The 12,786-nt window shown below is 72.8% G+C and carries 13 protein-coding genes; 6 read left to right on the top strand and 7 right to left on the bottom strand.

The annotated features are described in order from the left end of the window. Window positions 1–12: 12 nt before the first annotated feature. Complete coding sequence (locus tag ACWC91_RS38050) at window positions 13–984, bottom strand: TauD/TfdA dioxygenase family protein (RefSeq protein ID WP_450643728.1); 972 nt, start codon at window positions 982–984, stop codon at window positions 13–15. A gap of 184 nt (window positions 985–1,168) precedes the next feature. Here ACWC91_RS38050 and ACWC91_RS38045 point away from each other — a divergent pair, with 184 nt between their 5' ends. Further along, the gene (locus ACWC91_RS38045; RefSeq protein ID WP_281157169.1) at window positions 1,169–2,155 is read left to right on the top strand and encodes an ATP-dependent DNA ligase; all 987 of its coding nucleotides are present in this window, start codon (window positions 1,169–1,171) and stop codon (window positions 2,153–2,155) included. A gap of 75 nt (window positions 2,156–2,230) precedes the next feature. Then, window positions 2,231–3,166 (top strand): hydroxymethylbilane synthase, encoded by a 936-nt coding sequence (gene hemC, locus ACWC91_RS38040; RefSeq protein ID WP_450643727.1) that lies wholly within the window; start codon window positions 2,231–2,233, stop codon window positions 3,164–3,166. A 230-nt stretch (window positions 3,167–3,396) separates the two neighbouring features. Here the strand turns inward: hemC and ACWC91_RS38035 are convergent, their stop codons facing one another. From ACWC91_RS38035 to ACWC91_RS38020, 4 genes are all read right to left on the bottom strand, one after another. Next, window positions 3,397–3,927, bottom strand: coding sequence for a hypothetical protein (locus ACWC91_RS38035; protein WP_388481088.1), 531 nt, complete (start codon window positions 3,925–3,927; stop codon window positions 3,397–3,399). Window positions 3,928–4,129: 202 nt separating this feature from the next. Then, window positions 4,130–4,990 carry an ABC transporter permease gene (locus tag ACWC91_RS38030; protein WP_225079429.1) on the bottom strand — a complete coding sequence of 287 codons (861 nt, stop codon included), beginning with the start codon at window positions 4,988–4,990 and terminating at the stop codon, window positions 4,130–4,132. Further along, window positions 4,950–5,813, bottom strand: a complete 864-nt coding sequence (locus ACWC91_RS38025) for an ATP-binding cassette domain-containing protein (RefSeq protein ID WP_225079428.1) — start codon at window positions 5,811–5,813, stop codon at window positions 4,950–4,952. The genes ACWC91_RS38030 and ACWC91_RS38025 overlap by 41 nt, the downstream gene beginning before the upstream one ends. Next, entirely contained in the window at window positions 5,810–6,265 is a 456-nt protein-coding gene (locus tag ACWC91_RS38020; RefSeq protein WP_225079427.1) for a MarR family winged helix-turn-helix transcriptional regulator, read from the bottom strand. Before ACWC91_RS38020 ends, ACWC91_RS38025 begins: the two co-directional genes overlap by 4 nt. Before the next feature lie 409 nt (window positions 6,266–6,674). Here ACWC91_RS38020 and ACWC91_RS38015 point away from each other — a divergent pair, with 409 nt between their 5' ends. Together ACWC91_RS38015 and ACWC91_RS38010 are read left to right on the top strand one after the other, a co-directional pair. Further along, on the top strand, window positions 6,675–7,466 hold the full coding sequence (locus ACWC91_RS38015; protein WP_225079426.1) for a SigB/SigF/SigG family RNA polymerase sigma factor: 792 nt from the start codon (window positions 6,675–6,677) through the stop codon (window positions 7,464–7,466). A 151-nt stretch (window positions 7,467–7,617) separates the two neighbouring features. After that, window positions 7,618–8,421, top strand: coding sequence for a VOC family protein (locus tag ACWC91_RS38010; protein WP_225079425.1), 804 nt, complete (start codon window positions 7,618–7,620; stop codon window positions 8,419–8,421). Window positions 8,422–8,842: 421 nt separating this feature from the next. On the opposite strand, the gene glgX is transcribed toward ACWC91_RS38010, so the two are convergent. Both glgX and ACWC91_RS38000 read right to left on the bottom strand, forming a co-directional pair. Continuing rightward, entirely contained in the window at window positions 8,843–10,954 is a 2,112-nt protein-coding gene (gene glgX / locus ACWC91_RS38005; protein ID WP_374114063.1) for a glycogen debranching protein GlgX, read from the bottom strand. Window positions 10,955–10,983: 29 nt separating this feature from the next. Next, entirely contained in the window at window positions 10,984–11,496 is a 513-nt protein-coding gene (locus ACWC91_RS38000) for a pep a2 (protein ID WP_225079423.1), read from the bottom strand. A gap of 306 nt (window positions 11,497–11,802) precedes the next feature. On the opposite strand from ACWC91_RS38000, the gene ACWC91_RS37995 reads away from it, so the two are divergent. Beyond that, window positions 11,803–12,105: a DUF5133 domain-containing protein gene (locus ACWC91_RS37995; protein WP_225079422.1), complete on the top strand. Its 303-nt coding sequence runs from the start codon at window positions 11,803–11,805 to the stop codon at window positions 12,103–12,105. Window positions 12,106–12,176: 71 nt separating this feature from the next. Next, window positions 12,177–12,786: maltotransferase domain-containing protein (locus ACWC91_RS37990; RefSeq protein WP_376501209.1), on the top strand; the 610-nt coding region annotated here is incomplete at its 3' end.

Raw genomic sequence — 12,786 nt, 5'->3', positions numbered from 1 at the left:
CGCCCCGGCCGGTCACCAGCGGCCCGGCTCGCTGCCGGTGATCGGCTCGGACGGCTTGCCGTCCACTCCCAGTGGTACGTCACCGGCGAGCATCACCCGGTGCATGATGCGCGGGAAGCCGAGGTGGGCGCTGTCGCCGGGCGCCAGGTGGATGGTGGCCCGGTTGTCCCAGAAGGCCACGCTGCCCGGCTCCCAGCGGAACCGGACCGTGTACTCGGGCCGGACCGCCTGCTCCAGCAGCATCTCCAGGATCGCCGCGCTCTCCGCCCGGGAGAGGCCCTCGATCTGTTCGACGTAGTAGCCGTTGACGAACAGCAGCCGCTCGCCCGTCTCGGGATGGACACGTACCAGCGGGTGCACCGTGGCGATCTGATGGTCCATCAGGTGACGGGCATACGCGTCGTCCCCGGGCCGCGGCTGGTAGCCGACCCCGAGCCGGTGCTCGGCGCGCAGCCCGTCGACGAAGGCGCGTACCGGCTCCGACAGCCCGGCGTACGCGGCGGCCAGGTTGGACCAGGTGGTGTCGCCGCCGTACGGCGGGACGGTCTCGGCGCGCAGGATGGTCGCGGCCGGCGGGTCGACGCGGGCTCCGTGGTCGCAGTGCCAGCCGCGCAGCAGCGTGTGCCGGCGGCGCCGCAGCCACTCCTCGTGGTCCATGCCGAACCGCCCGCCCAGCTCCGGCCGGTCCGCGGTGGTCTCCACCTCGGGGACGTCCTGCGGTGACGCGCCGCCGCGCCGCCGCAGGACCACCGGCTCGCCGAAGCGGCGGGCGAGGGCCACGTGCGAGGCGTGGTCCAGCCGCTGCCCGCGGAAGAACACCACCTTCCAGCGCAGCACCGCCGCACGGATCTCCGCGGCCACGGCGTCGTCGAACCCCCCGGCCAGATCCACTCCGGTGACCTCGGCCCCGATGGACCCGGCGACCGGCCTCACCTCGATCCCGCCGGCCCCGCGCCCGCCCGCTGTGCCCGTGTCCGTCGTCATCCGCGCGCTCCGATGGTCGTCTTGACGGTCCCCACCGATCGTGACAGCGTTTTCCGCCCCGGGCGACAGGGCCTCCACTCCCCCGTTCGCGACGAATCCGCGCACAGGCCGCCGCGGGGACCCTTTCAGGGGAATGTGCCGCCGGGCGCGCGTGGCGGCATGCCGGTTCGTCGACATCTCTGCCGTGACCCTGCCGCTGATCCCGCCCATGCTCGCCACGACCGGCCCGCTCCCGCCGGCCGCTCAGGACGAGCGGTGGGCGTACGAGACGAAGCAGGACGGCCAGCGCGTGGTGGCGTACCTGCCCGGTGACGGCGGGCTGCTGCTGCGGGCCCGCTCCGGTGAGGACATCACCGCCGCCTACCCCGAACTGCGGCCCCTCGGCCGGGTGCTCGGCGCCACGCCCGCGATCCTGGACGGGGAGGTGCTGGCGCTGGACGAGCAGGGCCGGGCGAGCTTCCAGTTGCTCCAGGGGCGCATGGGGCTGGCCCACGCCCCCGGCCGGGCGGCGCGCAGGGCCGCCCGGGTCCCCGTCCACCTCGTCCTGTTCGACGTGATGCACCTGGGCGCGCGCCCGCTGCTCGCCCTCCCCTACGTCCGGCGCCGCGAGCGCCTGGAGGACCTCGGCCTGACGGGTCCGTACTGGTCGACGCCCTCGGCGGTCGTCGGCCACGGCGCCGAGGCCCTGGCCGCCACCCGCGAGCACGGTCTCGAGGGCCTGGTGTGCAAGCGGCTGAACTCGGTGTACGAACCGGGGGTGCGCTCCCGGGCCTGGATCAAGATCCGCAACATGCGCAGCGAGGACGTCCTCGTGGGCGGCTGGCTGCCCGGCAAGGGGCGGCTGACGGGCCTGCCGGGCGCCGTCCTGATGGGCCGGTTCGCGGGCGGGCGGCTGCGCTACGTCGGCAGTGTGGGCACCGGCTGGAGCGAGGCGGAGCGGTCCGAGCTCGCCGCGCTGCTCGCGGCCCTGGCGACCGACGTGTGCCCCTTCGACCCCGTACCGGCGGTGCGCGGGGCGCACTGGGTGCTGCCGCGGCTGGTCGGCGAGGTCCGCTACAGCGTGCGCACCCGGGCCGGGATGCTGCGCCAGCCCTCCTGGCTGCGGCTGCGCCCCGACCTCACACCGGAGGAGGCGGCGGTGGCGGACCCGCCCGACGATCCGATGGTGTGACGGCATGTCAACTTCCGTATGCCGGAACGTCTTGAACCGCACGGGTCGCCCGCAGCGAGGTCTATGGTGTCCCGCATGTCCGTCCCCGAACTGATCCGTATCGTCTCCCGCGACTCCCCCATGGCGCTGGCCCAGGTGGAACGCGTCCGCGCCGAACTGGCCGCCGCGCACTCCGGTGTGCGCACCGAGGTGGTCCCGGTGCGCACCACCGGCGACAAGTGGCTGGGCGATCTGTCCGCGGTCGAGGGCAAGGGCGCCTTCACCAAGGAGGTCGACGCAGCGCTGCTGGCCGGCGAGGCGGACCTCGCGGTGCACTGTCTGAAGGACGTGCCCGCCGACCGGCCGCTACCGGCCGGCACGACGTTCGCCGCGTTCCTGAAGCGGGACGACATCCGCGACGCCCTCGTCCACCCCGGCGGGCTCACCCTGGACGAGCTCCCGGCCGGCACCCGCGTCGGCACGTCCTCGATCCGCCGTGTCGCCCAGCTCGCGGCCGGCCACCCGCACCTCGACTGCGTGCCGTTCCGCGGCAACGCCAACCGGCGGCTGGAGAAGCTGGCCGCGGGCGAGGCGGACGCGCTCCTGCTCGCCGCGTCCGGTCTGGAGCGCATCGGGCGCGCGGACGTCATCAGCGAGGTGCTGTCCCCGGAGGCGATGATGCCGCCCATCGGCGCGGGCATCCTCGCCCTCCAGTGCCGGGAGGGCGACAGCGAACTCATCGAGGCGGTCGGCCCGCTCGGCGACCCCGGCACCCATCGCGCGGCCACAGCGGAACGCATGTTCCTGCATGTGCTCCAGGGACACTGCAACAGCCCGATCGCCGGGTACGCGCACGTCGACCGCGCCGGGGAGCTCTCGCTGCGGGCCTGTGTGTTCACCCCCGACGGCAAGATCCGGCTGAACGCCCACGAGTGGGCGGGCCGGCTGGACGCGGCCACACTCGGCACGTCTGTCGCCGTCGCCCTGCTCCGCCAGGGCGCCCGGGAGATCATCGACGGCATCCCGCACTGACGACGCGGGCGCGGCGGGGTACGGCGGAGGCGCTCCGGGGGTACGGCGGAGTACGACGGGGGCGCTCCGGGGGTACGGCGAGGCGGCTGAATACGGCGGAGACGCTCCGAGGGTACGGCGAGGCGGCTGAATACGGCGGAGACGCTCCGAGGTACGGGGGCCGTGGGGTGCAGCGCGGGCGCGGCTGAGTGCTACAGGGGCACGGCGGGGTTCGGCGGAGTGCGGCGGGATCAGCCCGCGGTTCCCGGTCCCGCCTGGTCGCGCAGGAAGGTGCTGATCTGGTGCGCCAGCCCGCCCGGTCCGCCGGCCGCGGGCGTGCCGGTCCCGGCGGTCTCCTCGTGCCCGTCGACGCAGCCGGTCCACAGTGCGCGCGAGGTCCACTCCTCGTCGACCCGCAGCTGGATCTGCGCGTCGATCTGGGACAGGGCGGCCTCCGGCCCCGCCGCGTACAGCACCGCCGTGACCCGGCGCAGCGGATAGACGTCGTAGCCTTCGATGAACTGCGAGTTGCGCCAGTCGACGAACGCTCCGTCCCCGTCCGGGCCGATCCGCACGTCGATCTGCCCGTCCTCCAGGTGGACGCCGAAGCGCCGCGTGCCGCGGTTCTCCACGGTGACGCGGAGGCGGAAGTACGTCAGTCCCTCGGCGGCCTCGTCGCGCCCCCGCGGCGGCTCCGACCGCTCCAGGCGGTGGACGCGGACGCGCAGACCGGCATGCTCCTCGTACTCCTGCCAGTCCCCGACCACGTTCGGCTCGTACACAATGCACCTCTCGACTTCCAAGAGCTGCTTCCTATCCGCGCGCTCAGCGCACTGTCAAATGTGAGGAATGCGCCGTGGCCGGGGAATTCGCCGTCTTTGATCGCTGATCAAGCCGTGGACAGGAGGAATTCACCGACGGGCCCTCGAAGCGGTCTCCGGGGCGTGCCGCACATCACTCCGACGGGCGGTCCGCAGGGAGCCGTCAGCGGGCCAGGCGGCCGAGCAGCGCGGAGGCCGCGGTGATGCCCAGCGCGGCGGCCACCACGAGGACGGCGAAGTCGGTGGCGAGGTGCGCGGGGGTGCCGAGCAGCAGCCCGCGCAGGGCGTCGACCTGATAGCTGAGCGGGTTGGCCTTGCTGACGGCCTGGAGCCAGCCGGGCATGACGGCGACCGGGTAGAGGGCGTTGGAACCGAAGAACAGCGGCATCGTGATCGCCTGCCCGATGCCCATCAGCCGGTCGCGGCTGAGCACGATGCCGGCGATGGTCATCGACAGGCAGGCGAAGAACGCCGAGCCGAGGACGACGGCCGCGGCGACGCCCAGCAGCCTCAGCGGGTTCCAGGTCAGCGCCACGCCGAGCAGGGCGGCGATGGCGATCACGACGATCGCCTGGATCAGCGCCTTCACCCCGGCCGCGAACGCCTTGCCGGTGACCAGGGCGGAGCGCGGGGTCGGAGTGACCAGGAGCTTGTTGAGGACGCCCGCGTCGCGCTCCCAGATGATCTGGATGCCGTAGAAGATCGCGATGAACATGGCGGACTGGGCGATGATGCCCGGTGCCATGAAGTCGATGTACGGGATGCCGCCGGTGGGGATCGCCCGGATGCGGGTGAAGGTCTGACCGAAGATCAGCAGCCACAGGGCGGGCTGCACCGCGCGCGTGTACAGCTCGGTGCGGTCGTGGCGGAGCTTCTGCAGCTCCACCGCGCACATGGCGACGACCCGGGCGGGCAGCAGCCGCCAGCCGGCGCGGGGCTGCGGGGGCCGCAGCAGCAGCCCGATGTCGTCGGCGCTGACGGCGTCAGCCGACGCGGTGCGCGGTTCGGCGGGTGCTTCGGACATCGCGGAAGTCTCCTGAGGTGTCGTCGAGGCCGCTGCCGGCCACGTCGCGGAAGACGTCCTCCAGCGTGGGCAGCGGGTCCGTGGCCGGGGCGCCCCGGGCGCGGCGGCGCTCGCCGAGTCCGTCGCGCAGCTCGGCCGGGGTGCCGAGGGCCCGGATGCGGCCGCGGTGCATCAGGGCGACCCGGTCGCAGTACGTGTCGGCCTCGTCCATGTAGTGGGTGGTCACCAGGACCGTCATGCCGGTGGCGGCGCGGACCGCGCCGATGTGCTCCCACACCCCGGTGCGGGCGATCGGGTCCAGGCCGATCGTCGGCTCGTCGAGGATCAGCAGGCGGGGTGAGCTGACCAGGGCCTGGGCGAGTTCGAGGCGGCGGACCATGCCGCCGGAGTAGGTGTTCGCCAGCCGGTCGGCGGCGTCGGCCAGGCCGACCGCGGCCAGCGCCTGGGCGACCCGTTCGGCGCGTTCGCGGCGCGGGACGTCGAAGACGCGGGCGAACAGGGTGACGTTCTCCCGGCCGGTGAGGGCGGCGTCGGCGGACAACTGCTGCGGGACGTAGCCCAGCAGGCGGCGTACCGCCATGCGGTCGGAGGCGGCGTCGTGGCCGAAGACGCGGACCATGCCGGAGGGGACCGGCAGAAGGGTCGTGATGCAGCGGATCGCCGTGGTCTTCCCGGCGCCGTTCGGGCCGAGCAGTCCGAACACCTCGCCCGGGCGCACGGACAGGTCCACACCGTCGACGGCGTTGGTGTCACCGAAGGCGTAGGCGAGTCCGGTGCAGGCGACGGCGTCGTCGGCCGGCTCGGCGGCAGCGTTCCGGGTCATGGGCGATCGGCCTCCTCGTGCAGGTTCTCGGCCAGTCTGCGCAGGGCGGGGACCGCCGCGCGCAGCGCTTCCCGGTCCGTCTGGTCGAGCCGGTCCACCTGATGGCGTACGAGGGCCGCGCGGCGTTCCCGCCAGTCGCGCAGGCGGGTCCTGGCGGCCTCCGTCAGCAGCAGGCGCGCGGCCCGCCGGTCGCCGGGGTCCGTCTCACGGATCAACTGACCGTCCCGGACGAGCTGGTTGACCAGTGTCGAGACGGAGTTGCCCGCCAGGTGCAGCTCCTTGGCGGCCTCCGAGACGCCTATGCCGGGGCGGCCCTCGACCAGACGCAGCAGCTCGTTCTCGGCGCCGCGCAGCCGGGGCACGGTCATCCCGGCGCGCAGCCGTCGGCGGATCAGCCGCTGGACGCCGACGAGGGCGTCGGCCAGCTCTTCGGGGAAGGTCTCCGGGGTCACGTCCTCAGATTATCTCTGTAGCAGAGGTAAGCATCCCAAGAACCGGTCAAGGATGCCCCGGGCGCGGCGGCGGGCGGGCGGGAGGCGGTTGCGGAGGCGGCTCCGGCACGGCACGGAACCGGCGGGCGCGTCCGCATTCGCACCGCCATGGAAATGCGCGCATTTCCTCCGGTGGCGATTCTCCGGAGTCTGGACAACAATTGAGATTCGTGCGGTCGCATATCGTCACCGCATTCCCGGAACAGTTCTGAAATCGCCGACTTCGGGAATCCCGAGTCCAGTGCTTCGGACAGGAGGCACGTCCGTGGGAGCCGGCGCGCCGGGCCCCGATGCTCATTTCCGTTCGGTCCGAGCCCCGCCCCTCCCAAGGTGTCCGTCCATCCAGCACCTGCTGAGGGAGGCGCAGCTCATGCGTACCACCGGCAGAACGAAGGCCCATCCGCACGACGACGCCCCCGACACCGCCGAGGCGTTCGAGCGGCTCGCTTGCATGCCCGACGGCGCCGAGCGCAAGGCGCTGAGGGACGAGCTGGTACAGGTGTGGCTGCCCATGGCCGAGCGGATCGCCGTACGGTTCCGCGGTCGGGGCGAGGCCCTGGAGGATCTGTACCAGGTGGCGGCGCTGGGCCTGGTCAAGGCCGTCGACCACTACGACCCGGCGCGTGGCTACGCGTTCGAGGCGTACGCCGTGCCGACGGTCACCGGGGAGATCAAGCGGCACTTCCGCGACCACATGTGGACGCTGCACGTGCCGCGCCGGGTCCAGGACCTGCGCAACCGGGTACGGCGCGCCACGAAGGAGCTGGCGCAGACCACGCCCGGCCGGACGCCGACCGTGGCCGAGATCGCCGAGTACGCGCACCTGAGCGTGAGCGACGTGCACACGGGGATGGAGGCCCTGGACTGCTTCGCCGCGCTGTCGCTGGAGGCGGAGGTCCCCGGTACGGACGGCTACGCGCTCGGCGACGGGCTGGGCGAGGCCGACGCGCGGTTCGACCTGGTCGTGGACCGCGTGGCGGTCAGGCCCTGTCTGGAGGCGCTGCCCGAACGCGAGCGCACCATCCTGTACCTCAGGTTCTTCGGGGGCATGACGCAGAGCCGGATCGCGCAACAGCTGGGCATCTCGCAGATGCATGTCTCGCGCCTGCTCAGCGGGTGTTTCGCCCATCTGCGCGAGGAGCTGCTCGCGGAGGCCGGGTGAGCCGCGCCGCGGCTCACCCGCCGAGCGGGGGCAGCCGTGTCCCGCGCCGTTTCGGCGGCGTCCGGCGGGTACTCGGCAGGCGTCTTCCGCACGCCGGTCGGACACTGGTGTCAGGCTGGTGGAAACCGGTCTGACACGACCAGGACGGGACATGAACCACGACAGGACACCTTCCGGCAGTTCTCCCGACGTCGTCTCCACGCACTCGGTGTGCGGCGCGCCCTGCTGGGTGAGCCTGACCAGCCGGGACCTCCAGGCCACGGAGGAGTTCTACCGGGCAGTGCTGGGCTGGGAGTGGCGTCCGGCCAGACTCGGCGACCACTTCCGCATCGCGCTCGCGGAGGGTGCCCCGGTCGCGGGGATCGGCGCGGTGGCCGCGATGTGGCAGATGGCGGTCGCCTGGACGCCGTACTTCGCCGTGCCCAGCGCCGACCAGGCCGTCGCGCGGGTGCAGGAACGCGGCGGCACGGCCGCGGTCGGCCCGATCTCCTTCCCGCCGGGGCGCGCGGCGCTGCTGGCCGACCGGGACGGCGCGACCTTCGGGATCTGGGAGGGTGACCTCTTCACGGACTGGGAGACCTGGCGCAAGGCCGCGCCGGCCTTCATCCGGCTGCACACGCGCGACGCCTTCGACGCCGCGATCTTCTACGGCGAGGTCCTGGACTGGGCCTCACGGCGGCCCGGCTGCTGCGAGGTCCGCTACGAGGGCGACGAGGTGGTGCTGCGCAGCCACGGCCAGGTCGTGGCACGCATCGAGTCCGGCGCGCTGGAGGCGGCGCCGGACCCCACGATCCGCCCGCACTGGCAGATCCACTTCCGCGTGGCCGACGTGGCCGCCTGCGCCCGCGCCGCCGAGGTCCACGGCGGCAGCGTCCTGCGGGAGGGCCCCGACGAGGCCGTACTCCGCGACCGGGACGGCGCCCAGTTCACGGTGACGTCCCGCCGCGAAGCCTGAACGGCGGGCCATCCCACCACCGGCCACAGGCTGCGGGCCGCTGCAAGCGCCCGAGCGGTGCCGCGCGGTCAGGCGCACCGGAGCAGGCGCCTGGCATCGCGGCACGCACAACGCCGAAGCCCGCCGCGCGCAACCCGTAGCGCGGGCGTAGGCCGCAGATCCCGGTTCGGGTCGACGGGGGGCGACGTGTCGGGGCGGCCGGACGGAGTTCCGGTCCGGAGCCGGAGATCCCGTGCGCGGCACGGGTCGGAGGACGTGCGGGTGCTTCGGGACCCATGGCGCCGGCCCCGGCACGGCGACAGGCCTCGGCCGCCGCCAGGTACGGCACACGGGACGGAAGACCCCGGCCCCGCTCACCGGCACCGGTCACCGGCCGCGGAACCCACGCACCCCCGCGGAACCCACGCACCCCCGGCTGTGGTCAGCGGGGGGTTTTCGGGGGCCGGGACAGGAGGATCAGGCTGCGGGGGTCGGCGCGGAGGGTGCCGCCGGGTTTGTGCTCGGCCTCGTCCGGGGGGCCCAGGGGCTCGGCGGTGTCGAGGAGCGTGGTCCAGCGGTCGCCGTAGGCACGGCCGGGCAGGCGGAAGTCGACCGGTTCCCAGTAGCCGTTCAGCAGCAGGAGGAAGGAGTCGTCCACCAAGGGACGGCCCTGCCGGTCGGGTTCGGCGATGGCGTCGCCGTTGAGGAAGACCGTGACGGAGTGCGCGTCGGAGCGCTGCCAGTCCTCTTCCGCCATCGCGCGGCCGTCCGGCAGCAGCCACACCAGGTCGGGCAGGGGCTGGTCGTTGCGGGTCGCGGCCCTCCCCTGGAAGAAGCGGCGCCGGCGCAGCACGGGGTGAGCGCTGCGCAGACCGATCAGGTAGCGCGTGAAGTCCGCGAGCTCCCGCTCCTCGCGGGTCAGCCGCCAGTCGATCCAGGAGACCTCGTTGTCCTGGCAGTAGGCGTTGTTGTTGCCGCCTTGGGTACGCCCCAGTTCGTCGCCGTGGCACAGCATCGGGATTCCCTGCGAAAGCAGCAGTGTGGCAAGGAAGTTGCGCTGCTGGCGGGCCCTCAGTTCCAGGACGGCCGGGTCGTCGGTGGCCCCCTCCGCCCCGCAGTTCCAGGACCGGTTGGCGCTCTCGCCGTCGCGGTTGCCCTCACCGTTGGCCTCGTTGTGCTTGTCGTTGTACGACACCAGGTCGAGCAGCGTGAACCCGTCGTGCGCGGTCACGAAGTTGACGCTGGCGCGCGGCCTGCGCCGGTTGTGGGCGTACAGGTCGGCGGATCCGGTCAGCCGGGAGGCGAACTCCCCGAGCGTGTGCTCCTCGCCGCGCCAGAAGTCCCGTACCGCGTCCCGGTAGAGGCCGTTCCACTCCGACCACAGCGGCGGGAAGTTGCCCACCTGGTAGCCGCCCTCGCCGAGGTCCCACGGCTCCGCGATCAGCTTCACACGGCTGATCACCGGGTCCTGCTGGATCAGGTCGAAGAACGCCGACAGCCGGTCCACCTCGTGGAACTGCCGGGCCAGCGTGGCCGCGAGGTCGAAACGGAAGCCGTCGACGTGCATCCCGGTGATCCAGTACCGCAGCGAGTCCATGATCAGCTGCAACACGTAGGGGTGGCGCATCAGCAGGCTGTTGCCGGTGCCCGTGGTGTCGTAGTAATGCGCCCAGTCGCCGTCGACCAGGCGGTAGTACGAGGCGTTGTCGATGCCCCGGAAAGACAGCGTCGGGCCCTTCTCGTTGCCCTCGGCGGTGTGGTTGTAGACCACGTCGAGGATCACCTCGAGCCCGGCCGCGTGCAGCGCCTTGACCATCGACTTGAACTCGGCGACCTGCTGCCCGCGCATCCCGCCGGCGGCGTAGCCGTTGTGCGGTGCGAAGAAGCCGATGGTGTTGTAGCCCCAGTAGTTGGAAAGTCCCCGGCCCTGGAGCACGCCGTCGTGCACGAACTGGTGGACCGGCATCAGCTCGATCGCCGTCACACCCAGCGAGGTCAGGTGCTCGATCACCGCGGGGTGCGCCAACCCCGCGTAGGTGCCGCGCAGTTCGGGCGGCACCTCGGGATGGGTGCGGGTCAGGCCGCGTACGTGCGCCTCGTAGATCACGGTGTCGGAGTACGCCCGCCGCGGCGGACGGTCGTCGCCCCAGTCGAAGGCCGGATCGGTCACCACGCCCAGCATGGTGTGCCCGGCGCTGTCGGCCGGGTCCGGGCCGTGCGCGGCCCGCTCGTACAGCGAGGGGTGGTCGTCGATCTGCCCGTCCACCGCCGTGGCATAGGGGTCGAGGAGCAGTTTCCTCGGGTTGCACCGGTGGCCGGCGGACGGGTGCCACGGCCCGTGCACCCGGTATCCGTAGCGCTGCCCCGGCCCGACACCGGGCAGGTAGCCGTGCCACACGAAGCCGTCGGCCTCGGTCAGCGGCACGTCGCGACGGGTGCCGGCGTCGTCCACCAGAACCAGGTCGACGCGCTCGGCCACCTCGCTGAACAGGGCGAAGTTGGTGCCTTTCCCGTCGTACGCCGCCCCCAGCGGGTAGGGGTACCCGCTCCACACGGGTACCCCTTTCCGTCGTCTTCGCCCGGTCACAGGGCCGCTTCCAGCACGGCCTGCGGCTCGCTGAGCGGAGAGGCCAGTGCCGTGACCGGCATCTCGCGCGGCGTCTGCAGGCCCTCGCGCAGGGTCGGGTCCGGGGCCGTCGGGACCAGCGGGACGCGCACCCCGGCGCGGGCCCGCTGCGAGAACCAGATGATCTTGCTGCCGGTCCGGGCGGCGCAGCAGCCCCAGCCGTCGCTGGTCGCCGCGATACGGGCCAGGCAGCCGCGCAGGTCCTGGTCGGGGCGCAGGTCGTGGTTGTTCTCCCCGACGGCGGTGATCAGGTGCTGGCCGGTCCACCACATCTCGATGGAGGTGTGCTTGTCGGTGGCGTGCTCGTCGATGGCCTTCAGCAGCATCTCGGCACCCCCGCACACGGGGTCGACGAGGTCCTCCAGGTCCCAGAAACGCAGGTGCGCGGCCAGGATGCGCCTGACCTGCCCGACCCGTTCCGGGCTGACTTCCACGTCGAGGTGGTAGTAACAGGGCACTGCGGTCTTCATCGTCGTTGGCTCCTCACCGGCGAGGCCCACGCTCCGCTCCCGCAGGTGCGAGGAGCCCCGAAATCACGAAACGTGAGCATGTGTTGCCTCTGAGTCAGATCCAATGTGCGCGCGCTACGCCATTCGTGCAACAGGAGCAGGTCACCGCGCTTGTTGAAGATCCAACAGGACGCTGTGTCGTTGAACGTGCACCATGAGTGAAGTCTCGAGCGCCGTAAACGGGACCGCTGCCCACGCGTGCGCGGTCGCCGCCCCGGTTGTCGGGGAAACGAGCCCATCGAGCGCATCCGAAAGGTGAACGGCGCCATGCTGCTACCCGCCAAAGCCGAAGTCGCCCGGCATCTGCGCCGCTACCGGGCGTGGGAACGCGCGATGCTCGCGTCGCCCGACGACCGCCGGGTGCGGTCCACCTTCGAGGACTCGGGCTACACCCTGTGCGTACTGATGGGGAAACGCTGCGCGCGGGAGGCCGCGGACGCCGCCGAGCGCTACCTGTGCACCAGCCTCGGCACCTACCTGCGGGAGCAGAGCGGCCGGCCCCACCGGAGCTCCGTCCCCCGCCGGGGCCCGCCGAAGGCGGCCCAGAGACGTTCCCGCGCCGGGAGGTAGGTTCCGCCCGGCACGACCCGATTCCCCGGCCGGGCGCGAGCCCGGCCTTGAGCACGGTGGAGGTGACACCCATGAGTTCGACCCCGAGCCAGGCCGCCGGTACGGCCTCGAGTACGGCCCCGCTGATCGGCCGCATCCCGGTGCGGGACGTCCGTCCGGCCGTGGAGGGCGGCAGGCGAGCGGCCAAGGCGGTCGCGGGAGAGACGTTCCCTGTCACCGCCACCGTGTTCCGCGAGGGCCACGACGCGGTGGCCGCGAACGTGGTGCTGACGGACCCCGAGGGCCGGCCCGGCCCGTGGACGCCGATGCGCGAGCTGGCGCCCGGCACCGACCGCTGGGGCGCCGAGGTCACTCCGGGTGCGGCCGGCCGCTGGACGTACCACGTGGAGGCCTGGGCGGATCCGGTCGCCACCTGGCGCCACGTCGCCTCCGTCAAGGTTCCGGCCGGCATCGACGCCGGGCTGGTGCTGGAGGAGGGGGCCGCTCTGCACGCCCGGGCGGCGGCCGGAGCGCCGCAGGGGCCGGAGCGGGACACCGTGCTCGCCGCCGCGGCGGCGCTCGAGGACGACTCGCTGCCGGTGATGACCCGGCTGGCGGGGGCGTTGACGCCGGAGGTGGACGCGGTCCTCGCCCGGCATCCGCTGCGCGACCTGGTCACCGCCTCCGCACCCCTCGGCCTGC

The organism is Streptomyces sp. NPDC001204, from assembly GCF_053598035.1.
This window is presented reverse-complemented; position numbering and strand designations above follow the sequence as displayed.